General features: G+C 67.5%; 21 protein-coding genes. 10 read left to right on the forward strand and 11 right to left on the reverse strand.

Translation table 11 applies throughout. The features are described 5' to 3' along the window. Window positions 1–100: 100 nt before the first annotated feature. A complete protein-coding gene (locus PIGHUM_RS11255; protein ID WP_124079676.1) occupies window positions 101–1,009 on the reverse strand; it encodes a LysR family transcriptional regulator in 909 nt (302 codons plus the stop codon). 60 nt (window positions 1,010–1,069) lie between these two features. On the opposite strand from PIGHUM_RS11255, the gene PIGHUM_RS11260 reads away from it, so the two are divergent. The 5 genes from PIGHUM_RS11260 (at window position 1,070) to PIGHUM_RS11280 (ending at window position 6,849) form a co-directional block, all read left to right on the forward strand. Continuing rightward, a complete protein-coding gene (locus PIGHUM_RS11260; protein ID WP_124079677.1) occupies window positions 1,070–2,149 on the forward strand; it encodes a 4-oxalomesaconate tautomerase in 1,080 nt (359 codons plus the stop codon). A 111-nt stretch (window positions 2,150–2,260) separates the two neighbouring features. Continuing rightward, complete coding sequence (locus PIGHUM_RS11265) at window positions 2,261–3,241, forward strand: Bug family tripartite tricarboxylate transporter substrate binding protein (protein ID WP_124079678.1); 981 nt, start codon at window positions 2,261–2,263, stop codon at window positions 3,239–3,241. A gap of 368 nt (window positions 3,242–3,609) precedes the next feature. Further along, the gene (locus PIGHUM_RS11270; RefSeq protein ID WP_124079679.1) at window positions 3,610–4,617 is read left to right on the forward strand and encodes a Bug family tripartite tricarboxylate transporter substrate binding protein; all 1,008 of its coding nucleotides are present in this window, start codon (window positions 3,610–3,612) and stop codon (window positions 4,615–4,617) included. Window positions 4,618–4,643: 26 nt separating this feature from the next. Further along, complete coding sequence (locus PIGHUM_RS11275; protein ID WP_425466710.1) at window positions 4,644–5,879, forward strand: CaiB/BaiF CoA transferase family protein; 1,236 nt, start codon at window positions 4,644–4,646, stop codon at window positions 5,877–5,879. A gap of 19 nt (window positions 5,880–5,898) precedes the next feature. After that, the gene (locus tag PIGHUM_RS11280) at window positions 5,899–6,849 is read left to right on the forward strand and encodes a hydroxymethylglutaryl-CoA lyase (RefSeq protein WP_124079680.1); all 951 of its coding nucleotides are present in this window, start codon (window positions 5,899–5,901) and stop codon (window positions 6,847–6,849) included. Here the strand turns inward: PIGHUM_RS11280 and PIGHUM_RS11285 are convergent. The 5 genes from PIGHUM_RS11285 to PIGHUM_RS11305 all read right to left on the reverse strand — a co-directional run bounded on the left by PIGHUM_RS11285 (window position 6,846) and on the right by PIGHUM_RS11305 (window position 12,214). Then, the gene (locus tag PIGHUM_RS11285; protein WP_124079681.1) at window positions 6,846–7,838 is read right to left on the reverse strand and encodes an ABC transporter substrate-binding protein; all 993 of its coding nucleotides are present in this window, start codon (window positions 7,836–7,838) and stop codon (window positions 6,846–6,848) included. The two genes, PIGHUM_RS11280 and PIGHUM_RS11285, sit on opposite strands and share 4 nt — an antisense overlap. Window positions 7,839–7,916: 78 nt before the next feature. After that, a complete protein-coding gene (locus tag PIGHUM_RS11290; RefSeq protein ID WP_160142242.1) occupies window positions 7,917–8,939 on the reverse strand; it encodes a Bug family tripartite tricarboxylate transporter substrate binding protein in 1,023 nt (340 codons plus the stop codon). A gap of 190 nt (window positions 8,940–9,129) precedes the next feature. After that, window positions 9,130–10,161 (reverse strand): gentisate 1,2-dioxygenase, encoded by a 1,032-nt coding sequence (gene gtdA / locus PIGHUM_RS11295; RefSeq protein WP_124079683.1) that lies wholly within the window; start codon window positions 10,159–10,161, stop codon window positions 9,130–9,132. Further along, entirely contained in the window at window positions 10,158–11,345 is a 1,188-nt protein-coding gene (locus PIGHUM_RS11300; RefSeq protein ID WP_124079684.1) for a 3-hydroxybenzoate 6-monooxygenase, read from the reverse strand. Before PIGHUM_RS11300 ends, gtdA begins: the two co-directional genes overlap by 4 nt. Continuing rightward, on the reverse strand, window positions 11,342–12,214 hold the full coding sequence (locus PIGHUM_RS11305; protein ID WP_124079685.1) for a fumarylacetoacetate hydrolase family protein: 873 nt from the start codon (window positions 12,212–12,214) through the stop codon (window positions 11,342–11,344). Before PIGHUM_RS11305 ends, PIGHUM_RS11300 begins: the two co-directional genes overlap by 4 nt. Before the next feature lie 108 nt (window positions 12,215–12,322). Here PIGHUM_RS11305 and PIGHUM_RS11310 point away from each other — a divergent pair, with 108 nt between their 5' ends. From PIGHUM_RS11310 to PIGHUM_RS11320, 3 genes are all read left to right on the forward strand, one after another. After that, entirely contained in the window at window positions 12,323–13,216 is an 894-nt protein-coding gene (locus tag PIGHUM_RS11310) for a LysR family transcriptional regulator (protein WP_124079686.1), read from the forward strand. Between the two features lie 113 nt (window positions 13,217–13,329). Next, window positions 13,330–14,289, forward strand: a complete 960-nt coding sequence (locus PIGHUM_RS11315; RefSeq protein WP_124079687.1) for an amidohydrolase family protein — start codon at window positions 13,330–13,332, stop codon at window positions 14,287–14,289. A 23-nt stretch (window positions 14,290–14,312) separates the two neighbouring features. Then, window positions 14,313–15,278: a Bug family tripartite tricarboxylate transporter substrate binding protein gene (locus PIGHUM_RS11320; RefSeq protein ID WP_124079688.1), complete on the forward strand. Its 966-nt coding sequence runs from the start codon at window positions 14,313–14,315 to the stop codon at window positions 15,276–15,278. 48 nt (window positions 15,279–15,326) lie between these two features. On the opposite strand, the gene PIGHUM_RS11325 is transcribed toward PIGHUM_RS11320, so the two are convergent. Together PIGHUM_RS11325 and PIGHUM_RS11330 are read right to left on the reverse strand one after the other, a co-directional pair. Further along, complete coding sequence (locus PIGHUM_RS11325; RefSeq protein ID WP_124079689.1) at window positions 15,327–15,641, reverse strand: hypothetical protein; 315 nt, start codon at window positions 15,639–15,641, stop codon at window positions 15,327–15,329. Between the two features lie 157 nt (window positions 15,642–15,798). After that, complete coding sequence (locus tag PIGHUM_RS11330) at window positions 15,799–17,112, reverse strand: hemolysin family protein (RefSeq protein ID WP_124079690.1); 1,314 nt, start codon at window positions 17,110–17,112, stop codon at window positions 15,799–15,801. 445 nt (window positions 17,113–17,557) lie between these two features. Between PIGHUM_RS11330 and PIGHUM_RS11335 the strand changes: the two genes are divergently transcribed. Both PIGHUM_RS11335 and PIGHUM_RS11340 read left to right on the forward strand, forming a co-directional pair. Continuing rightward, window positions 17,558–19,429 (forward strand): autotransporter assembly complex protein TamA, encoded by a 1,872-nt coding sequence (locus PIGHUM_RS11335; protein ID WP_124079691.1) that lies wholly within the window; start codon window positions 17,558–17,560, stop codon window positions 19,427–19,429. 26 nt (window positions 19,430–19,455) lie between these two features. Next, window positions 19,456–23,550: a translocation/assembly module TamB domain-containing protein gene (locus PIGHUM_RS11340; protein ID WP_124079692.1), complete on the forward strand. Its 4,095-nt coding sequence runs from the start codon at window positions 19,456–19,458 to the stop codon at window positions 23,548–23,550. Window positions 23,551–23,595: 45 nt separating this feature from the next. On the opposite strand, the gene fahA is transcribed toward PIGHUM_RS11340, so the two are convergent. From fahA to PIGHUM_RS11355, 3 genes are read right to left on the reverse strand one after another with little or no spacing between them, the layout of a single operon-like run. Then, a complete protein-coding gene (fahA, locus tag PIGHUM_RS11345; protein WP_124079693.1) occupies window positions 23,596–24,864 on the reverse strand; it encodes a fumarylacetoacetase in 1,269 nt (422 codons plus the stop codon). A 9-nt stretch (window positions 24,865–24,873) separates the two neighbouring features. Next, window positions 24,874–25,827, reverse strand: coding sequence for a Bug family tripartite tricarboxylate transporter substrate binding protein (locus PIGHUM_RS11350; RefSeq protein ID WP_124079694.1), 954 nt, complete (start codon window positions 25,825–25,827; stop codon window positions 24,874–24,876). A 26-nt stretch (window positions 25,828–25,853) separates the two neighbouring features. Further along, window positions 25,854–26,426: a cupin domain-containing protein gene (locus PIGHUM_RS11355; RefSeq protein WP_124079695.1), complete on the reverse strand. Its 573-nt coding sequence runs from the start codon at window positions 26,424–26,426 to the stop codon at window positions 25,854–25,856. Window positions 26,427–26,545: the final 119 nt, after the last annotated feature.

The raw sequence follows: 26,545 nt of genomic DNA on the forward strand, positions 1-26,545 counted from the left end.
AAGCGCGTGGAGTTTGACCCAGGATGCGGTGGATCCGGCTCCGCCGGTCCACCCGCATCGCCCCCCGGGGGGCGCGCGTAAGCGCGTAGGGGGGGGCCTACTACTGCCGAGCTGCGCGTCCCGCTTCGCGCAGCATGCCGTACAGGACGTTGGCGGCGGGCGCCAGCGCGCGGCCGTGCTTTGTGATCAGGCCGAGGGTGCGGCTGACCCGCGGCTGGGCCAGGGGAATGCCGACCAGGGTGGCGTGGGAAGTGAGCGGCAGGGCGAGCTGGGGCACGGCGGCGACGCCCAGGCCGGCTTCGACCATGCCCAGCAGGGTCAGGATGTGGCTGACCTCGATGGCGTTCTGCGAACGCCGGCCGCTCTTGGCGAGCGCGGCTTCGATCAGCAGGCGGTTGCCGCTGCCCTTGTCCACGGTCATCAGGCGTTCGCCCGAGAGTTCGTCCCAGGTGATGGATTTCCGGTGCGCCAGCGGATGGTCCTTGCGCATGGCCAGCACGAAGTTTTCCTTGAAGATGGGTTTGAAATCGACTTCGTTTTCCTGGGTGCCGATGAAGTTGACGCCGAAGTCGGCCCGGCCGGAGGTGATCGCGTTGAGGGCGGTATTGGCGCCTTCGTCGATGACGCGCACGCGTATCCGCGGATGCTTGGCGGTGAATTCGCGCAGCACCGACGGCAGGAAGTAGTAGGCGACCGAGGGCACGCAGGCGACGGTGACCAGGCCGCTGAGCTGCGCGGCGAGGTCGCTGACGCCGAGCATGGCGCCTTCCAGTTCGTCGAGCGCGGCCCGGGAGCGTTCGAGGAAGACGCGGCCGACGTTGGTCAGCGCGACGTGCCGCGTGGTCCGGTCGAGCAGGCGCGCGCCCAGGATGGTCTCGAGTTTCTCGATGCGGCGGCTGAGCGCAGGCTGCGACAGGTGCAGGTCTTCGGCGGCGGCGCGGAAGCTCGAGCGTTCGGCCACGGCGACGAAAGCCTGCAATTCCTGGAGGTCGAAATTGATGCGTGCCATGCATGAAATTATATAAAAATTGCACTTTACTGGCACCATGCAGGCGCTCATGATGCTGTTATGCAAAAAACCATTCCTTGTGTCCTGATGCGGGGCGGCACGTCCCGTGGTCCTTATTTCCGTTCGGAATGGCTGCCGTCTGACATCGCCAAGCGCGACCGCGTGCTGCTGGCCGCCATGGGTTCGCCGCATGAGCTGCAGATCGACGGCCTGGGCGGCGCCAACAGCCTGACCAGCAAGGTCGCGATCGTCTCGCGCTCGCAACAGCCTGGCTGCGACGTGGATTATCTGTTCGCCCAGGTCTCGGTAGACCGGGCCCTGGTGGATACGCGTCCCAATTGCGGCAACATGCTGTCGGGCGTCGGCCCGTTCGCCATCGACCAAGGGATCGTCACGGGCCAGCCCGGCCAGACGAAGGTGCGTATTTACAACGTCAACACCCGCTCGACCATCGACGCGCTGGTGCAGACGCCGGACGGACATACAGAATACGAGGGTGATGCGAGCATCGACGGCGTGCCGGGTACCGGCGCGCCGATCCGCCTCGATTTCCTCGATGCCTGGGGCGCCGTCACGGGCAAAGTGTTCCCGACCGGCAGCATGCGCGACATCATCGACGGCGTGGAAGTGACCTGCATCGATGCCGCCATGCCGCTGATGGTCGTGCGCGCTGCCTCGCTGGGCAAACTCGGCAACGAGACGCCCGCCGAACTGGATGCCGATGCGGCTTTCATGGAACGCCTGGAGTCGCTGCGCCGCGAGGCCGGGCGGCTGATGGGGCTGGGCGACGTGTCCGACAGCGTGATTCCCAAGCCGGTGCTGGTCAGCGCCGGTGCGCATGCCGGCATGGTGGTGTCGCGGTATTTCACCCCGCTCAAGTGCCACCGCTCGCATGCGGTAACCGGCGCGATCGGCGTGGCGACTGCGTTCGTGACGCCGGGCACGGTGGCTTATGACCTCGGGGCGCCGCGTCCCGCGGGCATGCATCGCATCGAGGTGGCCCATCCGTCGGGCCGCATCGACGTCGATGTGGATTTGCGCGGCACGGCGAATTCGCTGGAAGTATGCGGCGCGGGCCTGATCCGCACCGCGAGGAAGATCATGGAAGGGCAGCTCTATTTGCCTGCCCATCTTTTTTAAGATTAGTTTAGGACTGCGTTGATCCGAGTGGCGGCAAGCATGCCGTCCGCCCGGACAGCGCGATCAGCCAGGCAGTCTGTTGCCGCCTGGCAACGATACGGAGACCCGTTTATGCAAGCCTCGATCCGAGTGCCGGCGTTTGCCGCCGGCGTGACTGCCCTCGCCCTGACCTTCGGCGCCACCGCCGTGCAGGCCGCGTGGCCCGAGCGTCCCATCACCATCGTCGTCCCGACCGCTCCGGGCGGCGGCAACGATGCATTCGCGCGCGTCATCGCGCAAAAGATGGGCGAAGGTCTCAAGCAGACCGTCATCGTGGTCAACAAGGCCGGCGCCCAAGGCGCCATCGCCAGCGAATACGTGGCCCGCGCCCCGGGCGACGGCTACACCATCCTGTTCGGCTACATCGCCACGCACGGCATCAATCCGGCGCTGCAAAAGCTGCGCTACGACCCGGTCAAGGATTTCAAGCCCATCGGCATGCTGGCCAGCTCGCCCACGCTGCTGGTGGTGTCGTCCAAGCTGGGCGTCAACTCGGTCAAGGAACTGATCGAAAAGGCGAAGAAGAATCCCGAGGCCGTCAGCTACGCGTCGGCCGGCCAGGGCACCGCGCCCCACGTCACCGCCGAGCTGTTCAAGATGGTCACCGGCGCGCCGATGCTGCACGTGCCGTACAAGGGTTCCGCCCCGGCCATGACCGACACGCTGGCCGGCACGACGCAAGTCATGTTCCCCAGCTTGTTCAGCGCCTACCCGCACCTGCCGGGCGGCAAGATCAAGGCCCTGGCAGTGGCCGGCGACAAGCGTTCGGAAGTGCTCAAGGACGTGCCGACGCTGGAAGAGCTGGGCGTCAAGGGCGTGAGCGTGCCCCAGTGGTACGCGCTGTTCGCCCCGGCCAGCACCGACCAGGCCATCGTCGATCGCCTGAACAAGGAGCTGAACGTCGCGCTGCATGACCCCGAGGTCATCACCAAGTTCAAGGAAAACGGCGCCGATCCGCAGACCAGCACGCCGCAGGAACTGGGCGAGTTCGTCAAGTCGGAAGTCGCTCGCTGGAGGAAGGTCGTCGAGGCGGCGAAGATCACTGCTGAGTAACCTCGTACGCGCTGACGCGCGCCCAGGATGGTGAGCTCCAGCCGCTACGCGGCAGCCCCCCGAGGGGGTTTGGGCCCGCCTTGGGGCGGCGCGGCGGAGCCGGATCCACCGCATCCTGGGTCTGGGGCTCCTGCAATGGGTACAAGAAGGCGCTGTCCGGCAACGGATGGCGCTTTTTTTCGTCCGCCTGCGTCGAATGTCTGCCTGTGTCGGGCGGACAAGCGTGGTCGGCATGTGCTTTGCGCCTATCGCCATGGGAATTGCATTCGCCAATAGCGCTTATTTGCCGTATTGCATTGCCTAGCTATATCTCGGTCTCTATCGTGCCGGACACACAAGCCGGCTTTCGAACAAAGGAGACTAGAAGAATGGGTTCCCATGCTCACCCCGCGTCCCGCGCGGCACATCTGGCCCTGGCCGCCCTTCTGACGGGGATCGCGCTGTCGATGCCTGCATCGGCCGAATCGCCGGACGGCTACCCGTCCCGTCCCATTACCATCGTTGTTCCCTATCCGGCGGGAGGGGGAGCGGACACCATTGCGCGGCTGCTCGCGCAGAACCTGTCCCGGCATCTGAACGACCGGCCCATCGTCGTGGACAACCGCACTGGCGCAGTGGGCAATATCGGCTCGAGCTACGTCGCCCGTGCGCCCGCTGACGGCTACACGCTGCTGCTGAACAACAACACCATTACCATCAATGCGGCGCTCGACTATACGCGCGGCTACGATGTGACCAAGGATTTGCAGCCGGTTTCGTTGTTGGCGTCCTCGCCTGTCGCCATCGGCGTCACTGCCAGCGTACCCGCCGGCAACCTGGCCGAATTGGTCGATTATGTCCGCTCGAATCCCGACAAGGCCAACTATGCGTCATGCGGCAATGGCTCGCCGCAGCACCTCGTCGGCGCCGGGTTCAACCAGTATGCGCATACGGCTGTTCTTCATGTTCCGTACAACGGCTGCGCCCCGGCGGTGAGTGCCGGCCTGGGCAACCAGGTGCCGATCATATTCAGCACCATACCGAATCTGACCCCCTACGCTTCCGGCAACAAGCTGCGGATGCTGGCCGTCAGCTCGGCCAAGCGGCTTTCGTTCATGCCACAGGTGCCCGCGATGGCTGAAACGCCGCTGTTCAAGGACATGGACCTTACCGTCTGGTTCGGCCTGTTCGCGCCGGCCAAGACGCCCGAGGCCATCAGGCGCCGCATCGAGACGGCCGTCGCCGCGGTGCTCGCGGATCCCGGATTCAAGCGCGAGTTGAACGACCGGTATTACGAGGTGGACGCGCGCGGCGCCGAGGCCTTTCGGCAGCAGATCGGCCAGGATCTGACCGTCTACTCCCAATTGGGCAAGCGCGCCAACATCCGGCTGGAATAGCCGCCGGCGCGAAGGGAACCCCACCAATGACCATCCTGACATTCGATGAAAAGGAAGAGACGGCGACGATGCAAAGAGATGCGCTCGCAGGCATGAAGGTACTCGAGCTGGGTTCGCTGATCGCGGGGCCTTACGCCGGCTCGCTGCTCGCCCAGTTCGGCGCGGAGGTCATCAAGATCGAACCCCCGGGCAGCGGCGATCCGCTCAGGAACTGGCGCCGCCTGCACGAGGGTACCTCGCTGTGGTGGTACGTGCAGAGCCGCAACAAGAAGTCGCTGGCCCTGGACCTCAAGAGCGAGGAGGGGCAGGAGATCGTGCGCTGCCTTGCCGCGGAAGCCGACGTGCTGATCGAGAACTTCCGGCCCGGCACGCTGGAGAAATGGAATCTCGGCTGGGAAGAGCTGTCGCGCGTGAACCCGGGCCTCGTCATGGCGCGCATTTCGGGCTACGGGCAGGACGGCCCGGCCAGCAGCCGGCCAGGCTTCGCCGCCATCGCCGAATGCATGGGCGGCCTGCGCCACGTCACGGGCTACGCCGATCGCGCGCCCGTCAGGGTGGGGGTCAGTTTGGGCGATACCCTGGCTTCGCTCTATGCCACCATCGGCATCATGATGGCGCTGCGTCATCGGGACCAGGCGGGCGGTACGGGCCAGGTGGTGGACGTCGCGCTCTATGAGGCGGTGTTCGCGGTGATGGAAAGCCTGGTGCCGGAGTGCGACCTGTTCGACCAGGTACGCCAGCGTACCGGCTCCGCGCTGCCCGGCATCGCGCCGTCGAACACCTACCTGTGCTGCGATGGCAGCTATGTCGTCATTGCGGGCAATGGCGATGCCATCTTCCGGCGGCTGATGCGCGCCATGGAGCGCGGCGACCTGGCCGCTTCCCCCGAGTTCCAGGACAACGCCGGCCGGGTGCGGCATGCCGACATGCTGGACCAGGTCATCGCCGGCTGGACGGGCCAGCGTCCGCTGGAAGAGGTGCTGCGCGTCCTGGAGCAGGCCGAGGTGCCGGTGGGGCGCATTTACACTGCGCGGGACATCCTGAACGACGAACACTATCGCCACCGCGGCATGCTCATGCCGGCATCGCTTCCGGACGGGACCGAAGTCACCTTCCCGGGCATCGTGCCCAAGCTCAGCGCCACGCCGGGACGCGTCAAGTGGCTGGGCCCGCGCCTGGGCGAACACAATGCCGAGATACTGGCCGAGCTGGGTCTCACGGCGGGGCAGCTGGACAAGCTGCGCAGCGCCGGAATCGTTTGAGCGAGAGGATACCGCCACCATGCATAATGCGCTGCAAGCTGCCGCAGGCCGCCTGTTCATCCACGACGTCGCGCCGCGCGACGGTTTCCAGAACGAGTCCGGCTTCATCCCGACCGAGCGCAAGATCGAGCTCATCGACGCCTTGAGCGCCACGGGCCTGGCCAAGATCGAGGTGACCTCGTTTACTTCGCCCAAGGCCATTCCCAGCCTGGCCGATGCCGAGGCGGTCATGAAGGGCATCGCCCGGGCGCCGGGCGTGCGCTACACCGCCCTCGTGCCGAACGAGCGGGGATGCGAGCGGGCGCTGGCCTGCGGGGTGGACGAGATCAATCTGGTCATGTCGGTCAGCCTTTCGCACAGTCTCGCGAATCTGCGCCGCACGCCGGAAACGTCGATCCGGGATTTCGCGCGGATCGTACGGCAGGCGGAATCACGGGCCTCCATCGCCTGCTCGCTCTCGACCGCTTTTGGCTGCCCCTTCGAGGGCGAGGTGGCGCCCGGTCCGGTCATGACCGCGATCGAGCAGCTGGTCGACATCGGCATCGATGCGATCGTCCTGTGCGACACCACTGGCATGGCCCATCCGCGGCAGGTCTACGAAGTTTTCACGCGCGTCGGGACGCGCTGGCCGGCGCTGGCCCTGACCGCGCACTTCCACGATACGCGGGGCATGGGCCTGGCCAATGTGCTGGCGGCCCTGCAGGCGGGCGTGGTCCGTTTCGACGCGTCGCTCGGCGGTCTGGGCGGGTGCCCTTACGCGCCCGGGGCCGACGGGAACGTCTGCACCGAGGACCTGGTCCATATGCTGGCCCTGATGGGCTACGACACCGGCGTCGATCTGTCCGGGCTGGTGCGGGCGGCCTCCCTGCTCGCGCAGATGATCGATCATCCCCTGTCCAGCCGCCTGCTGCGGGCCGGCCCTTCGAGCCGGCGCTATCCCCTGCCCGAAGCGGCGCGGCACCCGGGCTAGATCCGGGCGGCGTCGAGCGTCTCGGGCGCGAACATGTCTTCGATCCCGAGCCGCTCGGCCGACAGGCCCTGCTCGTGGAAGTAGCGCAGGAACGTCTCCAGCACCAGGCGGTTGGGTTCGACGCCGTACGGCCAGAAGTCCGCGCCCATCCGTGCCTTCGTGTCGCGCAGGTCGGAACCGAGCCAGGGCATCATGACCTTCAGCGTGGCGAACTCGTGCAGCGCGTCGCAGGCGATTTGCTTGGCTTCCTCGAGCGCGGCCAGCAGCGAACGCGCGGCCCACCGGTTCTGCCGGTAGACGTCCGACCGCATCGCCACCGTGTGCATGATGGGGAAGATGCGGCTTCGGTCGTAGTAAAGGCGCTCTTCGCGGCCGTAGTCCTCGAACAGGCGGCGGATGGGGCCGTGCTCGCCGGCATAGGTCGAAGGCGTGCGCGCGGTGTAGAGCGCGTCGATCTCTCCATCCAGCAGCATCTGCGCCAGCGTCTTTTCCTGGTGGATCGGCACGACGGATATGTTGTCCGGCAGGTTCAGCGGGATTTTCTCCTGCCGTCCCGCCTGTTCCTGGCCGCCGGTGAAGTACGTCACGCTGTCCACGGGCAGTTCGTAGTAGTCGGAGAGCATTCCCCGTATCCATACCGTCGCCGTCATCTGATATTCGGGGCATCCGACTTTTTTCCCCCGAAGATCGGACGGTTTTCTGATCCCGGATCGTTCATTGACGTAGACGCACGAATGGCGGAAGGTTCTCGACACGAAGGCGGGAATGGCGACGAACGCCGGCTCTCCAGCCTGCCGGGACAAGGTATACGAAGACAGGGACATCTCCGCAGCCTCGAACTCCCGGTGCTTCAGCATGCGGAAGAAGATGTCTTCCGGCGGCAGCGCGATGAGGTTCAGATCGATTCCGGGAACATCTATCCTGCCTTCTTTCAGCGCCTGCACCCTGTCGTAATCGCCGCAGGCGAAATTCATTCGTAGTCTGTTCATGTGCATCCGATCTGTCGGTCGAGCCGCTGGCGCCGCCGCGCCGCTGAAAGGCCGCGCGGCGACGCCGGCAGGGAAGATTCAATTGGCCTGGATCCCGGAGAGCTTCACCGCGTCCGCGTATTTCTCGATGTTGCTTTTCAGTTGGGCCGCGCAGGCTTCGGGTGTGCTCCAGCTCGCGATGGACCCCAGCCCTTGCAGGCGCTCGCGCACGTGCGCGCTCCCCAGAACGGTTTCGAGCGCCCGGGACAACCTGGCCACGGCGTCGCGCGGAATGTTGGCCGGACCGATCAACCCCAGCTCGGAAGAAAACTCGTACCCGGGAAGCTTCGCCGAGACCGGGACGACGTCGGGGGCGAGCGGCAGGCGCTGATTCGACGTGCTCGCCACTAAGGCCAGCTTGCCGGTCTTGACGTAGGGATAGACGGCGGGCAGCGCGGCGACGCCGATGTCGACCTCGCCCGCGGCCAGCGCCGGCACGGACTGGCCGGCGCCCTTGTACGGCACATGGGTCAGCTGAATTCCCTCCCGCGCGCTGAAAACCTCCATGGCGAGATGATGCAGGCTGCCTATGCCGGACGAGCTGTACTTGATTTCCCCCGGCGACGCTTTCGCCTTGGCGACGATGGCCGGCAAGGTCTCCAGCCCCGGCGCTTTTTCCGGATTGGCGACGATGAACATGGGCGTGACGGCCACCGTTCCGACCGGGGAGAAATCCTTGGATATGTCGAACCCAGGATCCTTGAACAGCAGCGGCGCCGTCGCGAGTTGGGGAAGCTCGGCCAGGAGCAGCGTATATCCGTCGGACGGGGCTCGAGCGACCTGACGCGCGGACAGCGTGCCGCCCGCGCCGGGGCGGTTGTCGACGATGACGGACTGCCCCAGCTCTTTGGACAGGCCTTCGCCGATCAAGCGGGCGATCACGTCGGGCGTGCCGCCCGGCGCCATCCCGACGACTATCTTGATCGGACGATCCGGATAGGCGGCATGGGCGGCCGCCGGGCCGGCGGCCAGCGCCACCGCGAGCAAGGCCGCTGCGGCCTTGCGAATTGCGGGCGGGACATGTCCCCCCAGTCGATGTTCGGCGATGCCATCTGCGGACATCGATTTCGCCATTGAAAACCTGATGGTCTTCAGCACATGTGTCTCCTGTCGAAATTTCGGCCAATCCTAGACTGGATGCCTTTCTATGGTCGATGCTGCACGGCTTATACGCGCTATTGAAGAAATCAATGCTTCGCTCGTCCAGATCCGTCCAATCGATCCGCATGAGCGGCGCGCGGCCGCGCAGTCCTTAACTCAACTGTTCCCGCCAGATATCCAGACTTTGCTGGGCCGGCCGATCCGACAGGCTGAACAGCACCGCGTCGCTGTCCGCCTGCAAGGAATAGGGCATCCAGGAAGGGCAGACGAAGACGTCCTTGGGACGGAAGCGGAATTCTTTTCCGCCTATCCGGCACGCGCCGCTGCCTTCGCGCACCGCATAGACGGTCGCGTCGGTGGACCGGTAAGGTTGGCCGCTGAAACCGGCGGGCAGGTATTGCAGGAACGTGCCCATGGTGGGCATGGGCCAGTCGCCGGTAACGGGGTTCACGTACTGCAGCTTGTGCCCCCAGCAGGCATGCGGCGCCCGCGCGCCGGCAAGCTTGGCCAGCGCCTCCCGGCTGCGGTCGTAGGGGTACCACCACAGGGGCGAGGTGCGCCGGGCCGGGCGGTACTCCACCGGCTTTAGGCCCATGCCGAACTCCGCGAGGTTCTCGGTGCCGTCGCCGGGCTCCAGCGCCATGACCGCATCGGCGTCCTGCCTGAACTGCGCGTCGAACAGTTCGACGATGGGCACGTCCAGGCCGTCGAGCCACACTACCGGTTCGTCCGACGGATTGCCGTGGTCGTGGAACGACCATGACGGCGTGATGATGAAGTCGCCTTCGGACATGGCGATGCGCCGGCCATCCACGGCGGTGTATGCGCCGCGTCCGTGCAGGATGAATCGCATCGCCGCCTGCGAATGGCGGTGCGGCGGCGCCGTCTCGCCGGGCAGGATCAATTGCAGGCCGGCGTACAGGCTGTGCGTGATGCGGGACCGGCCGCGCAGGCCTGGGTTCTCCAGCACCAGCACGCGCCGTTCGGCTTCTTCCGCGCTGATCAGCTCGCCCGCCTGCTTCAGGAAGGGCCACATGGTTTCCCACGTCCACTGCGCCGGCACGCAGGGCGTGGACGGCGTCTCGGTAACCAGCGCATGCATCACCTCCCACAGCGGCGTGCAGCTGCGGGCGTCGATCCGCTCATAGAAGGCGCGGCGCGCTTCAGTGCCGCCGGCCGTCATTGCGGGATTTCCTTGGGGTCGTACATCCAGGCCATGCTTTCCACCGTTTGCCCGGCCGAGCGCGAGGCGAGGAAGGCGTTGCGCAGGTCGCGGGTGGCGCCGGCGGCGTGATAGGCGTGTCCATACAGCCGCGCGGTGAGCTGCGTCCTGGACGTGCGCAGGTAGCGGGCCTGCTGGTACGCAAGGAATGCGCCGGGAATGTCGTCCGGCGTGGCGGCAAGCTTGCCCGCCAGGCATACCGCGTCTTCCATGGCCATGCAGGCGCCCTGGGCCAGGTATTGCAGCATGGGGTGGGCGGCATCGCCCAGCAAGGTCACGCGGCCCTTGCTCCAGTTGGCCACCGGTTCGCGGTCGCACAGCACCCACATGCGCCACGATTCGATTTTCGCCAGCATGTTCTGCACGTGCGGATGCGCGTTTTCGAAGCGCAGATGCAGTTCCTCGGGGTCGCCGTAGGTGTCCCAGCCGTCCTCGTAGCGGTCGCTGTGGAAGACCGCCACCAGGTTGAACAGCTTGCCGCCGCGCAGGGGATAGTGGACCAGGTGATACTTCGGTCCCATCCATACGATCATCGCGTTCAGGCGATTCTCGAGCGGCACGTCTTCCGTCGCCAGCACGGCGCGGTACGCGATATGGCCCGATACCCGCGGCTTGCCGTCGCCGACGATGTCGCCGCGGATGGTGGACCACAGGCCATCGGCGCCGATCAACGCCGCGCCTTCTATCGTCTCGCCCGTTTCGGTGGCGATGCGCACCGCGCTGCCGGTATCTTCGAACCCGGTGATCTTGGTGCCGGCTTGCAGCCGCACCTTGTCGGAACGCCGGCAGGCTTCCAGCAGCACGGTGTGCAGGTCGGCCCGGTGGATCAGTCCGTACGGCCGGCCGAAGCGCTGCGGGAACAGTTCGCCCACGGGCAGTTTCACCAGGCGCTCGCCGGACAAGGCGTCCATGGCGATGATGTCGTCGGGGAAGGCCGCCAGTTCGCGTACCGCCTCGGTCACGCCCAGCGCATCGAAGGTATAGAAAGCGTTCGGTCCGAGCTGGATGCCGGCGCCGATTTCCTTGAATTCGTCGGCCTGTTCGAAGACGTGGACGTCACGCCCCTGGCGCGACAGTGCCAATGCCGCCGCCATGCCGCCGATGCCGCCGCCCACCACCAGAACGGGCTGTTTCCTGTCGCTCATGCGCGCTCTCCTTCTGCCGACCTGACGTTCACGCGCATGCCTCCCAGGCGCTCCACCCGTACGTCGATGACGTCGCCGGGCACGACCGGGCCCACTCCTTCAGGCGTCCCCGTGTAGAGCAGGTCGCCGGGGTACAGGGTGTAGAACGACGACGCCATCTCGATCAGGGCGGAAATGTCCAGCACGAGATCGCGCGTGTTGGCGTCCTGCCGTGGCTCGCCGTTCACCGTCAGGCGAAAGCCCAGGCTGGCGGGGTCGGGCACCTCGTCGGCGGTGGTCAGCCATGGGCCCAGCACCGAGTAGGTATCGATGGACTTGCGCATGCTGCGCTCTTCCGGGCCGCGCGTGGTCATGTCGAGGCCGACGCAATAGCCGGCGATGTAGTCCGCCGCGCGCGCCGCGGGAATGTCCCGGCCCTCGCGGCCGATGACCACCACTACCTCGGCTTCGTGGTCGTTGCGGCGGTCCAGGTGCTTGAGCGCCACGCCTGCCGACGGGCCCACCAGCGAACTGGTGGCCTTCAGGAACAGGCCCACGCGCTGGATCTCCCCGACCTGGTTGCGATGATGGATTTCGGCATCTTCGCGCGCTTCGGCCAGATGCTTGAGGTAGTTGACCGGCGCCGCCACGATCTTGCCGGGATTCGCGACGGGACTGAGCAGCGCGACGTCGGCAAGCGGGACTGCCTGCGCAGTGGGCAGGATCTCGCGGATGCGGGCCTGAACCGTGGGCAGGTTGGCGATCAGCGGGTCCAGGCGTGGCAAGGGGTACGAGTAAGTCGGCAGCGCGTCCAGCGCTCGCGTCACGTCACGGACCATCTCGCCCTCGACCACACCCAGACGATCCGCATCGAAGCGGCAAAGCAACATTGAAATCTCCTGGTTCACCCAATCATGCCGCGGACTTTAGGAGTGGCGCCATATTGCGTCAATTCACGGTCTTCTATAGAGTGCATAAAAAAATGCAATCTGGAGACAATGAGCAAGCTCGACCTCAAAGACCTCGCGCTGCTGGACCACCTGGCCAAGACCGGCGCCGTTTCCGCAACGGCCGAGGCGCTCGGCCTCAGCCAGCCGTCGGTCAGCATTCGCCTGGGCAAACTGCGCGAACATTTCAACGACCCGCTGTTCGTGCGCACCTCGCTGGGGATGGAGCCCACGCCGCGCGCCGCGGCGCTGGCGCCGGCCATCCAGGCTGCCTTGGCGCTGTTCAATGGCACGGAGGGCGTGGAACCCGATTTCGACCCGACGAGTTCGAACCGGATATTCCGCATCTGCATGACCAACACCGGGCAGATGGTGGTCCTGGCCCGGCTGCTGAACCGGCTGGCCGAAGTCGCTCCCCACGTGCGCATCGAAGTCAAGGACCTGGATCCGGACACGCCCCGGCGGCTGGAGTCCGGCGAGGCCGACCTGGCCATGGGCTTCACGCTGAGCATGCAAGCGGGTTTTCACCAGCAGAAGCTGTTCACCGAGCATTACGTATGCCTGGCCCGCGCGGGCCATCCGCGCATTCGCCGCAAGCTCACGCGCACCCAGTTCCTGGAGGAATCGCACGTGTCGGTCATTACCACCGGCACTGCGCACTGGATGCTGGACAAGGCCATCGAAGACGCCGGCATCAGCCGCAAGATCGCCCTGTGGGTGCCCTCGTTCCTGGGGCTGGAAGAAGTCATCGCCAAGACGGACCTGGTGGCGCTCGCCCCCATCCACCTGGCCAAGCTCATCTCCGCCCACGGCGCCGTCCAGTATTTCGACGTGCCGATCGAACTGCCTTCCTACCTGGTGCGCCAATACTGGCACGACCGTTATCACAAGGATGCCGGCTGCCGCTGGCTGCGGGCCACCGCGGCCGATATTTTCCGCGATTGACCCTGGCGGGCCGGCCGGCAATTTCGGCTTTGCCAATACGGTCGATAGCCGGGGGTTTATGGACATGCGCCCGGTCCGCTCCTAAAGTCGCACGCTGACAAGAAGGAGACTCCATGGCCAACGCCCATCGCATCGACGTCCACACCCACATGATCCCCGACTTCTACCGGCAGGCCGCCATCGACGCCGGCGCCGTGCCGGCGCAGGGCCGCTACCCCAACTGGTCGCCCGAACTGGCCTTGAAGATGATGGAGGCCAACGACATCGCCACGCTGATCACCTCGGTGGCCTATCCGGGTTTCCTGTTCGGCTCCCTGGACGAGGCGGCCCGGCTGGCGCGGCGCTGCAACGAGTTCGCGGTCGAGATCGGCGAGAAGTGGCCGGGCCGCTTCGGCGGCTTTGCCAGCCTGCCCATCCAGGATCCCTTCGATCTGGACCGGGGCCGCGAAGAAATCGCCTACGCCCTGGACACCCTGAAGATGGACGGCGTGATGCTCTTCGCCAGCTATGGCGAGAAGTTTCTCGGCGATGCCGTCTTCGATCCGCTCATGGAAGAACTGAATCGGCGCAGCGCCGTCGTTTTCATCCATCCCACCTATCACCCCAGCAGCAAGAAGATCGATCTGCCTTTCCCGGGGTTTCTGGTCGAGTACTTGTTCGACACGACCCGTGCCGCGGTCAACATGCTTTATGCCGATACGCTGGGACGCTATCCGAACATCAAGTTCATTCTCGCCCATGCCGGCGGCACGCTGCCGTACATCTCATGGCGCGTGGCCGTCTCGCCCACTATCGATCGCCGCCTGCCCCAGTGGTCCATCGAAGAGGTGTACGCCAAGCTGCGCCTGTTCTGGTACGACACCGCCCTGTCACCCACCGCGAGCACGATGGGCTCGCTGCAGGAAGTCGCGGCGCCTGACCGCATTCTGTTCGCCACGGACTGGCCGATGGCCGGAGAGACCGGCACCGTCGAATCCGTACGCAACCTGGCCGCGCTGGACATCGGCCAGGAACGCCACGCAGCCATCAATCGCGGCAACGCCCTGAAGCTCTTCCCCAAGTACGCGCGCTGATCCGCCGTTCACCGGAGACCATCATGAACAAACCCCGACTGCTGCTTGCGGCAGCCTGCGCCGTGCTGCTGCACGCCGGCCCCGCCCGGGCCGCGTATCCCGAACGTCCGGTCCGCATCATCGTGCCCGTGGCGCCTGGCGGCACGCTGGATACCGTGGCGCGCCTCGCGGCCGAATATATGCGAGTCCATCTGGGCGGGACCTTTCTGGTCGAGAACAAGCCGGGCGGCAATACCGAGATCGGCGCCGCCTTCGCCGCCGCCGCCGCGCCCGACGGCTATACCCTGTTCGTCAATTCCGACTCGCTGGTTACCTCGGCGGTGGTCAGCAAGACCGGCAAGATCGATCCGGTGAAGAGCTTCGCCCCCGTGTCCCTGCTGATATCGTCGCCGGGGGTGCTGGTGGTGCGGCCGGGCCTCGGCGTCAAGTCGGTCAAGGAGTTCATCGAGGCCGCCCATGCCAAGCCCCTGAGCGTGGCCTCCACCGGCACCGGTACGGCGAGCCAGTTCACCGGCATGCTGTTCCGCCAGCGCATGTCGCTGGAATGGACCGACGTGCCCTATAGCGGTTCGGGTCCCGCGGTCAACGACATGCTCGGTGGCCACGTGGACGCCATCTGGGCCATGGCCGCGCCGCTGCTGCCCCACATCCGCAGCGGCAGGATGACTGCGCTGGCGGTTACTTCCAGGCAGCGCTCGGACCAGCTGCCCGGCATCCCGACAGTGGACGAGAGTACGGCGCCCGGCTTCGTGGTGGAGAACTGGACCGGCCTGTTCGCGCCGGCCGGCACGCCGCCCGCCGTCATCGATACGCTTTCCGATGCCATGGCGAAGATGATGAAGGATCCGAAGCAGGCAAAGCTGATCACCGAAATGGGCTTCGAACCGATAGGCAGCAAGCCGGCGGTGCTGGCGGACGAGATCCGGCAAAGCTTGCCGAAATGGCAGGAGGTGGCGGCGCGCAGCGGACTGGTGAAACCGGCGCCATAAGCCGACCGCGCCGCTCAGCGGCGGCGCGGAAAATCGGGGCCGGCAGCGTCAGGGGATGTCGCGCACTTCCACATCGATGATGTCGTTGCGGCGGATCCGGCTGTTGTAGCCGCCGCGCGCGGCCTGGCTGCGGCTGCGGCCGGCCTCGGCAGGGGCTGCCGGCTCGCCGAAGCCCCAGCGGCCCTGCGAGCGTTTCCAGTAGGTCTGCGCGGCGAAGGGCTTGCCCCGCAGTCTGGCTACGACATAGACGATAGCGAGGGCCACGGCCGTCGAGACGACCAGGACGGCTGCCATGATCATCCCGAGCAGGGCGATGCCGGCGACGAGAACGGTGCGCAGCAATTTGGCGATGGTGTCAGTCATGAGAGGGCGTGGTGCCGGGTGGCTCCGGCGGCTGCGGTAAAAGCGGTTGGGCGGTGGCTGCGGGGAAAAAGTTCCCGGCAGCCGAGGCGCGGACGGATGCCCGAGAAGGCGCATTGTGCGGCAATGTCCTGGACAATGCGGGCGTTCGTACGGGTTTTCAAGAGGGTTCTTGGGGTAATTCGGGATCCGCGATGCGCTGGGCGATGACCTTGTCGATGCGTTTGCCATCCATATCGACGACTTCGAAGTTCCAGCCCGCCCAGTCCACTTTCTCGCCGGTGAGCGGGATGCGGCCCAGCAGCAGCATGAGCATGCCCGACAGGGTGTGATAAGTGCCGGAGTCGCCTTCGGGCAGATGTTGCAGGCCCAGCATGTCTTCCACTTCGTGGACGTCGAGCAGGCCGTCGAGCAGCCAGGAGCCGTCTTCGCGCTGCACGGCCGAGGACTCTTCCGGCGCGGCCGAGGTGTGGAATGCGCCGACGATGGCCTCCAGAACGTCGCGCAGCGTGACCAGCCCCTGGACGTCGCCGTATTCGTCCACGACCAGCGCCGTCTGGGTATGGGAGTCGCGGAAATTCTGTACCAGTTCGGTGCCGGTGAGCGTCTCGGGTACGTAGAGCACGGGTGTGAGGCGGGCGGTCAGGTCGAGCGGTTCGCCCGCCATCAGTTGCGCCAGCAGGTCTTTGGCGCGCACGAAACCGATCACGTCGGAGAGGTCGTTGCGCACGACCGGAAAACGCGAGTAGTGGGAGCTTTCGATCTTGCCCTGCGAGGCTTCCAGCGGGGAATTGACGTCGAGGTAGACGATGTCCGAGCGCGGCACCATCAGCGACGAGAGGCGGCGCTCGTCCAGCCGGAACACGTTGCGCACCATTTGCTGCTCGGCATGTTCGAAGATGCCGGCGGTGGCGCCTTGCGCCATCAGGACCTGGATCTCTTCCTCGGTGACGAGATGGTCGTTGTTCTCCTTGGCGCCCATCAGCCTGAGCACGTTGTCGGTGGCCAGCGACAACAGCTTGACGAAGGGCGTGGCGACCCACGAGAGCACCCCCATCGGCCGGGCGATGAGCCCGGCAATGGTGTCGGCATGCATCTGTCCCAGGCGCTTGGGCACCAGTTCGCCAATGATGATGGACAGGAAGGTGATGACGATGACCACCAGGGTCAGCGCGATGGCGCTGGCAGCCTGCGCCAGAGAGGGCACGTGCTGGCGGATGGTCTCGGCCAGCGGCTGCGCGAGCGCGCCTTCGCCGACGATACCCGTCAGTATGCCGATCGAGGTGATGCCGATCTGTACGGTGGAGAGGAAGCGCGTCGGGTGTTCGGCCAGTTCCAGGGCCGCGCGGGCCTTGGGGTCGCCATCGTCGGCGCGCTGCTGCAGACGGGACTTGCGGGCGGTGACCACGGCAATTTCGCTCATGGCGAAGATGCCGTTGGCGATGAACAAAATCAGAAGTAAGCCAATTTCCATTTTTTCAGGCGGACCTGGTCAAGCGTGCGTGTTCCGTCATTTTGTTGGAAAACCCCCTGTACGCCTGCGAAACCGGCCTTATCTGGCCGAATTTCCCCCGCCCTGTATTGAGATGAGACCGTAGCATAGCCGACGGCGGCCATAATCCAAATCGGCAATGCTACTTACCTCCTGTTTCGCTCTGGTCGACGGGCCGCGGCGCCAGGCGCAGCTAGGGCGCCGGGCGATCCGCTATGCTTGAAGGTGCGGCACCCTCTGCCCGCTTGCGCGGGCCCCCCCGAGGGGGCGGCGCTGGCGGACCGGCGGGGCCGGATCCGCGGCGCCTGGATCAATGGGCTGCGCGGGGAGCAACTGGTGGGTAACCGAACCAATACGGCGTAAGTGTCATGAGTTTGTCTGTCGAACGGGTCCAAGCAGTGTCGAGGGTGCCATTTTTTCCCGGTTGATGCGCCTGTCCAGGCCGCGCTCGTTCTTCTCCCGGCTGCCGCTGGCATCGGTGCTGCTTTGCGCGCTGCTGGCGCGCGAGGCGCTGGCAGCCAAGCCCGAGGTCACCATCGATCCGGGCGGCCTGCCCGCCAGCGCGCTGGAGGCGGTCACGCGCGCCGTGGACAGCATGGCCGAGATGGCCGACGACCAGGATGGCGGCGAAGGCATGCGCCTGCGCCGCCGTGCGCGCGAGGCGACGCAGGATGCGCTGGCCACCGAAGGCTACTTCTCCGCACAGGTGGAGCTGGAGGCCGGCACCGACGTCGCCGGGCCGACCTGGGACATCTCCATCACGCCCGGCGAACGCACGACCATCGAAACCGTGGACATCACGTTCATGGGCGCCATCGCCGATGCCGGCTACGCGGAGCGCGCGGAAGCCCTGCGCCAGGGCTGGGAACTGCAGGCCGGCAGCCCCTTTCGCAACAGCGAATGGGAAACGGCCAAGCGCAATCTGCTGGATGCGGCCTCCGAGCGGGATTTCCCGGTGGCGCGGCTGGTGGAGACGGCGGCCGACATCAATGCCGACCGGGCCAGGGCGGCCCTGCACGTCCGCCTGGACAGCGGTCCGGCCGTGCGCCTGTCCGGCGTCGAAGTGCATGGCCTCAAGCGCGTGCCCCCCGGCGTGGTCGAGCGCTACGTGCGGGTGACGCCGGGCGAGCCCTACGACCGCAGCCGCATGGTCGGCTGGCAGCAGACGCTGTCGGGGTCGCCGTTCTTCTCCGGCGCCAAGCTCGACGTCGACCGCCGCGGGCTGACGCCCGACGCCGACGAGGATCCGGCGCTGCTGCCCGAAGGGCTGGACAAGGAACAGACCCGTACCGAGCAGGCCTATCGCGGGCCGCAGTTCCTGGAGTTGCCGGTGCTGGCCGAAGTGGTGGAGTCGCGGCCGCGCCGCATGAGCGTGGCGCTGGGCATCGACGACGAGGCCGGACCGCGCATCGAAACGGTCTATCGGCAGAACGTGGTGCTGGGCCATCCCTTCGAACTCGAGGCCGGCCTGCGCCTGGACCGGCTGCGCAAGCTGGGCTATGCGGATATCCACCTGGCGCCCAATGAAAACGGCTTTCGCGACAGCTTCGGCGTGCTGGCCCAGGATTCCGATATCCAGGGCCTGCACGTACGCAGGCTGGCGGTCGGCGCGATCCGCGCCAAGACCTATCCGTCCAGTATCGCCAGCCGGGTCGAATACGAGACCCGCTACGGCGCGCGGCTGGCCCACGAGCTGACCGACATCGACGGCTACAACTCCTATACCACCAGCACCGCAACGGCGACGGCCGAGCTCATCCGGCGCGACGTCAACGACAAGTACGACCCCCGCGAAGGTTCGCTGATCGCGCTGGGAGGAGGGGTGGGCGCGGCGCTGGACGGCGGCAACCATTTCAACCGCCTGAGCCTGCGCGGGCAATACTGGTGGTCGCCGTCCAAGCGCGACGTCGTGACCGTGCGCGGGGAAGTCGGCCGCCTGTGGGCCCAGGACATCAACCGGGTACCGGACGATTTCTCGTTCCGCACCGGCGGCGCGCGCACGGTGCGCGGCTACCGCTACCTCGGCCTGGGGCGCGAGGTCGGCAACGCCGTGCTGGGCGATTCCGTGCTGTTCGTGGCCAGCGTGGAAGGCACGCATTATTTCGACGACCGCTTCGGCGCGGCGGTGTTCGTGGATACCGGCAACGTCGCCTCGCGTTTTTCCGATATGAAACTGGCCACCGGCGTGGGCGCCGGCCTGCGGGTGAAGACGCCGGCCGGGCCGCTCAGCGTGGACCTGGCCTACGCCTTGCGCGATAAGAACATCCGCCTGCACTTTTCGCTGGGAGTCGCATTTTGAGTCCGCCTGCCGCCCAACGTCCGCCCGTGCCTCCGCGACGCCGCCGCCGTTGGCCGTGGGTATTGGCGGGCGGCCTGGCGCTGGCCGCAGCGGCATTGGTGGGCGCGGCGGCCTGGGTCGCGACGACTGCCCCGGGCGCGGCCTGGGCGCTGCGCACCGGGGTGGCGCTGGCGGGCGGTACGGCGCAGGTCGACGGACTGCGCGGATCCGTGGCCGGCGGGCTGGAGATCGAGCGCCTGGAGGTCCGCCTGCCCGCGGTCGACGCGGATGTGGAGGGCCTGCGCCTGGCGGTGGCATGGCGCGCCTTGCGCGGCATGCGCCTGCACGTGAGGGAACTGGCGGCGCAGCGGGTGCGGCTGGGCTTGCGTCCTTCCGATGAACCGGACACCCCGCTCGCCTCATTGCGCCTGCCGCTGGCGGTGGACGTGGACAAGCTGGCCGTGGGCGAGCTGGTCATCGACAACGACGGCGAGCGCCTGCCGGTGACCCTGGCCGGACTGGACATGCGCGCCGGGTCGTCCGGCGCCGAGCACCGGATCCTGCTCGCCAACCTGCAGGTCCAGGCGCCGCAGGCGGTGGCGACCCTGCGCGGCGAGGCCCGCCTCGGAGCGGACGCGCCGTTTTCCGTACAGGCGTCCATGCACGCCGTGGGCCGCCAGCAATCGCATGGCTTCGACCTGAATGCGACCGCCACGGGTTCGCTCGAGCAACTGGATTTCTCGCTGCGCGGCGACGGCGCCGGCGTGGGGGTGGATGCGAGGGGCCAGGCGGCGCTGTTGGCCGGATTTCCGCTGCGCGGCCTGAACCTGCATTTGAAGGGCATCGATCCGTCCGCCTGGGTGGCGGGCGCGCCCGAGGCGAACCTGGGCCTGGACGCCGAACTGGCCATCCGCCCGGATTCGGACCCGCTCATCCTCGAAGGGCCCATCACCTTGCGCAACGCCGCCGCGCGGCCGCTCGACAAGAACGGCGTGCCGGTGTCCGCGGTCGCCGCGCAATTGAGCGTGCCGGTCGAGACCTTCGAGCGGCTCGACCTGGGGGCGCTGACCATCGACCTGCTGGGCGGCGGCAAGCTGCAGGGGCAGGTCGCGTGGCGCCGCGCCGATGCGCCGGACGATGCCGTGGGCAACCTGGACGGCAGGCTCGAGGTGCGCAACCTCGATGCCTCGAAGCTGCATGGCGCGGCGCTGCCCACGCGCATGGGCGGCACCGTGGCTTTCAAGGCGGATGCGGCGGTCCAGTCCGTCCAGGCGAGCCTGGCCGATCGCTCGCGCGAGCTGCCGCTCGCGCTCAAGCTGGCCGCGCGCGTGCAGGAGCAGGTGGTGCACCTCACCCAACTCGAATTGGCGGCGGGCGAGGCGCGCGCGCAGGGCCAAGGGCAATTGCAGCTGGACGATCCGGGCCGCTTCGCCGCGGAACTGAAGCTGGACCGGTTCGACCCGGCGCGATGGGTGCGCAGCTCGGTCATGCCGCCTGCCCGGGTTTCCGCCCGGGTGGAATTGAAAGGCGCGCTCAAGCCGCAGCCCCAGGGGAGCGCGGTGCTGAAGATCGACGAGGGCAGCCGGTGGAACGGCGAGCCGCTCGACGGCCGCCTGGACCTGGCGTTCGCCGGCGCCCGGATCGGGCATATCGATGCGGCGCTGGGCGCGGGCAGCAACCGGCTGAGCGCCAAGGGCGCCTTCGGCCATGCGGGCGACCGGCTCGTTTTCGACGTGCAGGCGCCGCAACTGGCGAAGCTGTCTGGGTTGCTGGGCGGGCGCCTCGCAGCGCGCGGCACGCTGGGTGACACGCTCGATGCGCCCATGCTGGACATGACGCTGGATGCGGGCGAACTGGCGCTGCCGGGCGGCGTCCGGGTCGCCCGCGGGCAAGGCCGGGTCGACCTGGGGGCGGCCAAGCCCGCCGCGACGGCCCGTTCCCGCCAGGCCGGCGGTTTCGCCGCGGCGCCGGCGGACATCGACCTGCGCCTGGAAGGCGTAAGCGTTTCCGACGCGCCGCAGGCCACCATGCGCCAGGGCACGCTGCGCCTGCAAGGCACCATGGCCAGCCACGAAGGTTCGGTAGAGGCCGAGTTCGTTCCCGCCGACCAGTCCGCCCCGGCGACGCTGGCGGTGCGTTTCGATGGCGGCTGGAGCGAGGGCGGCGGCAAGGCGCGCGATGCGCTGGCCGGCTGGCGCGGCACGATATCGGCGTTCGACCTGGCGCGGCCGCCGGTGGGCCTGTCGCTGCAGGCGCCGCTGGCGCTGAGCTACCTGCCCGGTGCCGCGGCGCCCCAGTGGCAATGGGAGGCCGGTGCGGCGCAGGTGGCCCTGAGTCTGCCCGGCGGGCAGCGCGGCATGCTGATCCACGACGGTTCGCGCGGCGGCGACGGCCGCTGGGAATCGCGCGGCCGGGTCGAGGGGCTGGCCTGGGCGCCGGATCTCACCATGGACGCGCTGGCGGGAAAAACGGTGCCGGCCGACCGCGTAGTCGTGCTGGATGCGGACTGGAATGTGCGCTTTGCCGGCGCGCTGCAGGGCGACGTGGCGATCCGGCGCCGCGGCGGCGACCTGTGGGTCCCGGGCGAGCCGCCGTTCCCGCTCGGCCTGCGTACGCTGGATCTAAACGTGCGCGCCGTGCCCGACGGCAATGACGGCCGCAGCCGCGTGACGCTGCAAGGGATGGTCGAGGGCGAGCGCCTGGGCAGTGTCCGCGTCGACGGCCAGGCGGGCGTGGTGGCGCGCGGCGGCTCGGTGGCGCTGGATCGGGACCGGCCCGCTCAGGCGCAGGCGCAGGTCGATATCTGCGACTTGAGCTGGGTGAGCCTGTTCACTGGCGACGCGGTAGAGCTCGGCGGCCGCGTGGCCGGGACGGTGCAGGTGGTGCAGCAGGGGGGGCAATGGCGCGCCAGCGGCGGCCTGCAGGGCGACGGAATACGGGCGGTGCGCCTGGACGACGGCATCCGGCTGCTCGACGGCACGCTCAAGGCCAGCCTGCGCGACGACCGCATCGTGCTCGATTCGCTGTCCTTCCCCAGCGTGATCCGCGTCACGCCGCGCGATTCGCGGGTGCGCGCCTGGATCCGCGACGAAAGCCAGGGCGGCAAGCTGGAGATCACGGCCGAATGGCGGCTTGCCGACGCGTCCGGCCAGGCGCGCCTGAAGGCCGACCGCTTCCCCGCCGTGCAGCGCGCCGACCGCTTCATCGCCGGTTCGGGCGAACTCACGATGGACATCGCGCCGGCCCGCATGCGCGTGGCCGGACTGTTCGACGTGGATACGGGCTGGGTCGACCTCGGCACCCAGGCGCCCGCCACGCTGTCCGACGACGTCTATGTGCGTCGCAGCGGCGAAGAGCGGCCCAAGAAAACGCTGGATGTGGCGATCGACGTCGGCGTGAAGCTGGGCAACCGCTTCTACCTGACCGGCTTCGGCCTGGATACCGGCGTCTCCGGCGAGCTGAAGGTCGCCGGCACGGGCGGCGCGCTGAGTTCGAGCGGCACCGTGCGTACGCGCGGCGGCCGCTTCGATGCCTATGGCCAGACCTTGACCGTGCGGCGCGGCGTGATCACCTTCCAGGGCCCGCTCGACGATCCCCTGCTGGACATCGTCGCCGTGCGCGTCGGCCCGCGCGTGGAGGCGGGCGTGCAGATCAGCGGCACGGCGCGCCGGCCGCGCATCGCGCTGACGTCTTCCCCGGAGGTGAGCGATGTCGAGAAACTGTCATGGCTGCTGCTGGGGCGCGGCCCGGACGAGGGCGGCGGCAGCGCCGACGCCACGCTGCTGCTCAGCGCCGCGACCTCGCTGCTCGGACCCAAGGGCAGCGAGCCGATCTCGCGCCAGCTCGGCCTGGACGAGATCGGGGTGCGGTCCGGCAACGTCGGAAGTTCGCGCGGCCTCTTGCCCGACCGAACGGTGGCGGGGGACAGCACTTCGTCCTACAACGCCATCTCCAACAGCCAGTTCCTGGTCGTCGGCAAACGCTTGAGCGACCGTATCTACGCCAGTTTCGAACAGGCGCTGTCGGGCCGGGACGGCGTGGTCAAGCTGAGCTACCAGCTCAGCCGGCGCCTCTCCGTGGTCGCCAAGGGCGGCACCCTGAACGGGCTGGACCTGCTGTACTACGTGCTGTTCGACGACTGAGCCGGGCGCGCGGCTGCGCGCTCGATCCTGCCGATGTTCCCGGATTCAGTCCCGGGCCGGCAGCACGCGGCCGCGCACGCTGCCGAGCTCGATGCGGAGTTCTCCACGGCGCGCCTCGCCGCGGATCACGACTTCGTCGCCGTCCTCCAGGAAGGTCCGGCTCGATCCGTCGGGCAGCGCCAGCGGCTGCGAGCCGTTGCGGGTCATCTCCAGCAGGCTGCCCATGGCGTCGCCGGCCGGACCGCTGATCGTGCCCGAACCCATCAGGTCGCCCGCGCGGACGTTGCAGCCGCTGCTGGTGTGGTGGGCGAGCTGCTGCGGCATGGTCCAGTACAGGTGCCGGAAGTTGCTCCGCGCGATCGGCGCGCGCGCGCCGCCGGCCGTGGCCAGTTCCACCGTCAGTTCGATATCGTAGGCGTGGCGGTCCTGCTCGCGCAGGTAGGGCAGCGGGGCGGGGTCCTGGACCGGGGCGTCCACACGGAAAGGCTCGAGCGCGTCGAGCGTGACCACCCAGGGCGAGATCGAGGTGGCGAAGGCCTTGCCCTGGAACGGCCCCAGCGGGACGTATTCCCAGCGCTGGATGTCGCGCGCGCTCCAGTCGTTCATCAGGACCATGCCGAAAATATGCTCGGCGGCCTGATCCGGCCCGATGCGCGTGCCGAGCTCCGACCCGCGGCCGATGAAGAACGCGGTTTCCAGTTCGAAGTCGAGCTGCCGGCAAGCGCCCCATGCGGGCGCGCCGCCGGCGACCGGCAACTGGCCCATGGGGCGGTGGAAATCGTGCCCGGATAGCACCACCGAGCTGGCCCGGCCGTTGTAGCCGATGGGCATGTGCTTCCAGTTCGGCGACAAGGCGTTGGCCGGGTCGCGGAACAGCTTGCCGACATTGGTGGCGTGCTCTTCGGACGAATAGAAATCGGTGTAGGACGCGATCTCGAAGGGCAGGTGCAGCGTGCTTTGTTCCATCGGAACGAACGCGCGGACGCGCAGGTCCGCGTCGTCGCGCAGGCGCGGGTCCTGACCGGATAGCAGCGCCGCCAGCCGGGCGCGCACCGCGGCCCAGGTCGGCCGGCCGGTGGCGGCGTAGGCGTTCAGGCTGCCCTGGCCGAACAGCCTGGCCTCGTCCGCAACGGGCAGCAGCCCGGCGCGTTCCAGCGCGTGCAGATCGACGATCCAGCCGCCCAGGGCCACGCCGGCGCGCATGCCCTGGCCGGGCGTGGAGAAAATGCCGTAGGGCAGGTTCTGGATGGGAAAGCCGCTGTCGGGAGCGACCTCGACGAAGGCGCGCAGCGATGGATCGATGATCTCGAACATGGACGGTTCTCAGTTGCCGGTTTTCAACAGGCCCAGGGACTGGATCAGCGCACGGTTGGTGTCGTGGTCGCCGGCCAGCCGGGCCGCGAAGGTCGCGCTGTTCAGGTAGCTTACCTGCTGGTACAGCTGGCTCGCCGCGGTCTGGAATTCGGTTTTTTCCGTGGCGGTGCGGCAGGCCTGCTCCAGTTTGTCACGCGTCGCCTGCGCCACGCCGCGGTTGACGTAGAGGCCGTTGCGGGCGATGACCGCGTGCTTGATGCCGAACTCGGTGATGGCCGGCACGTCGGGCAGGCCCGGCAGACGCTTGTCGCCGTACACCGCCAGGATGCGCAAATCCTTGCCGACCACAGACGAGACGCCCAGCGCGCCGAAATCGACGTGTCCGCCCAGCAGTTGCGGAATGACCTGCGCATCGCCGCGGAACGCGATCTCGTTGAAGGACACGTTCGAGGACTTGGCCAGGTTGGCCGTGGCCAGGTGCGGCACCGATCCCGGTCCGGCGTGGCCGTAGGACAGCTTGCCGGGCTGGGCGCGGGCCTGGTCGAGCAGCTCCTTGAGCGACTGGATGGGCGATTCCTTGCGCACGGCGATGACGAACGGATTCTCGAAGATCTGGCAGATCGGCGTGATGCTGTCCGGCTGGTAGGGCACGCGGCCCATCAGGTAGGGCGCCTGGGTCAGCGGCGAGGACGGCGAGAACAGCACGATATGGCCGTCAGGCCGCGCATTGGCCACCGCCGCCACGCCTATCGTGCCGCCCGCGCCGTCGCGGTTGTTGACCACGACCTGGGTCGAGAGGATGTCGGCCAGTTCGCGGCTGAAGGCGCGGGCCATGACGTCCACGCTGCCGCCCGCCGAATACGGAACGATGATTTCGATGGAATGGACCGGATAGGTTTGCGCCGCGGCGGTGCCGCAGAAGGCGGCGAACAGGGCGGCGAACAGCCGGTTGGTCGTGCGCATGAAGGTCTCCTTATGCTTGTTTGATATCAGGGGTGGGCCGCGATGGCCGGATCGAACTTGCCGTCGACCAGTACGAAGAGGACGCGTGCGGGAGCGTCGGTGCGGTTGGTCCAGGCGTGGTTGGTGCCGCGCTGGATCAGCACCTCGCCCGCCTTGAGCGCGACTTCGGATTCGTCCAGCAGCATGGTGATCTCGCCCTCCAGGACGATCGCATAGTCGATGGTCTCGGTGCGATGCATGAACGGGTGGCGCTTGGGCGCGTCGCCGTGTCCGGTCAGGGCATGGTCGCCGCCGAACATGGCGAAGGCCTGCCTGGCCGCGTCGGCATCGACGTCGCGCAGCTCCTGGCCGGCCGGCGGGAACTCGATGATGCGCACTACCGTGCCCTGCGCGGGCGGGGTGAGCGTGACCGGCCCCAGCGTCGGGTCGGGGCCGTTGCCGATGGGCGCGGGCGCGGCCGGCGTCAGCCAGAGCTGGGTCAGGTAATAGCCGGGCCGGCTGGGGTCGTGGCGAACATTGGGCGCGTGGCCGTCTTCCAGGACGACGGCGCGGCCTTGCGCGTCGTGGCCCGTCACGACGCGGCGGATCTTTCCTTGCATGACTCTCCTTTGTTGGCGCGGACATGGAGCGCGCCGATCGGCGCAATGATAGGAATCCGGCAAAATTAAGTCAATCGATTGATTTAATCATTTGACTGAATCGTTGTGCCGAATTTGCA

The sequence above is a fragment of the Pigmentiphaga humi genome (assembly GCF_900606115.1).
GTDB classification, from domain to species: Bacteria; Pseudomonadota; Gammaproteobacteria; order Burkholderiales; family Burkholderiaceae_B; genus Pigmentiphaga; species Pigmentiphaga humi.

What these genes read in the sequence shown, in the direction of transcription:
- PIGHUM_RS11255 (WP_124079676.1), bottom strand. Translation starts at nt 1,009, where the DNA reads ATGGCACGCATCAATTTCGACCTCCAGGAATTGCAGGCTTTCGTCGCC.
- PIGHUM_RS11260 (WP_124079677.1), top strand. Translation starts at nt 1,070, where the DNA reads ATGCAAAAAACCATTCCTTGTGTCCTGATGCGGGGCGGCACGTCCCGT.
- PIGHUM_RS11265 (WP_124079678.1), top strand. Translation starts at nt 2,261, where the DNA reads ATGCAAGCCTCGATCCGAGTGCCGGCGTTTGCCGCCGGCGTGACTGCC.
- PIGHUM_RS11270 (WP_124079679.1), top strand. Translation starts at nt 3,610, where the DNA reads ATGGGTTCCCATGCTCACCCCGCGTCCCGCGCGGCACATCTGGCCCTG.
- PIGHUM_RS11275 (WP_425466710.1), top strand. Translation starts at nt 4,644, where the DNA reads ATGACCATCCTGACATTCGATGAAAAGGAAGAGACGGCGACGATGCAA.
- PIGHUM_RS11280 (WP_124079680.1), top strand. Translation starts at nt 5,899, where the DNA reads ATGCATAATGCGCTGCAAGCTGCCGCAGGCCGCCTGTTCATCCACGAC.
- PIGHUM_RS11285 (WP_124079681.1), bottom strand. Translation starts at nt 7,838, where the DNA reads ATGAACAGACTACGAATGAATTTCGCCTGCGGCGATTACGACAGGGTG.
- PIGHUM_RS11290 (WP_160142242.1), bottom strand. Translation starts at nt 8,939, where the DNA reads ATGTCCGCAGATGGCATCGCCGAACATCGACTGGGGGGACATGTCCCG.
- gtdA (WP_124079683.1), bottom strand. Translation starts at nt 10,161, where the DNA reads ATGACGGCCGGCGGCACTGAAGCGCGCCGCGCCTTCTATGAGCGGATC.
- PIGHUM_RS11300 (WP_124079684.1), bottom strand. Translation starts at nt 11,345, where the DNA reads ATGAGCGACAGGAAACAGCCCGTTCTGGTGGTGGGCGGCGGCATCGGC.
- PIGHUM_RS11305 (WP_124079685.1), bottom strand. Translation starts at nt 12,214, where the DNA reads ATGTTGCTTTGCCGCTTCGATGCGGATCGTCTGGGTGTGGTCGAGGGC.
- PIGHUM_RS11310 (WP_124079686.1), top strand. Translation starts at nt 12,323, where the DNA reads ATGAGCAAGCTCGACCTCAAAGACCTCGCGCTGCTGGACCACCTGGCC.
- PIGHUM_RS11315 (WP_124079687.1), top strand. Translation starts at nt 13,330, where the DNA reads ATGGCCAACGCCCATCGCATCGACGTCCACACCCACATGATCCCCGAC.
- PIGHUM_RS11320 (WP_124079688.1), top strand. Translation starts at nt 14,313, where the DNA reads ATGAACAAACCCCGACTGCTGCTTGCGGCAGCCTGCGCCGTGCTGCTG.
- PIGHUM_RS11325 (WP_124079689.1), bottom strand. Translation starts at nt 15,641, where the DNA reads ATGACTGACACCATCGCCAAATTGCTGCGCACCGTTCTCGTCGCCGGC.
- PIGHUM_RS11330 (WP_124079690.1), bottom strand. Translation starts at nt 17,112, where the DNA reads ATGGAAATTGGCTTACTTCTGATTTTGTTCATCGCCAACGGCATCTTC.
- PIGHUM_RS11335 (WP_124079691.1), top strand. Translation starts at nt 17,558, where the DNA reads ATGCGCCTGTCCAGGCCGCGCTCGTTCTTCTCCCGGCTGCCGCTGGCA.
- fahA (WP_124079693.1), bottom strand. Translation starts at nt 24,864, where the DNA reads ATGTTCGAGATCATCGATCCATCGCTGCGCGCCTTCGTCGAGGTCGCT.
- PIGHUM_RS11350 (WP_124079694.1), bottom strand. Translation starts at nt 25,827, where the DNA reads ATGCGCACGACCAACCGGCTGTTCGCCGCCCTGTTCGCCGCCTTCTGC.
- PIGHUM_RS11355 (WP_124079695.1), bottom strand. Translation starts at nt 26,426, where the DNA reads ATGCAAGGAAAGATCCGCCGCGTCGTGACGGGCCACGACGCGCAAGGC.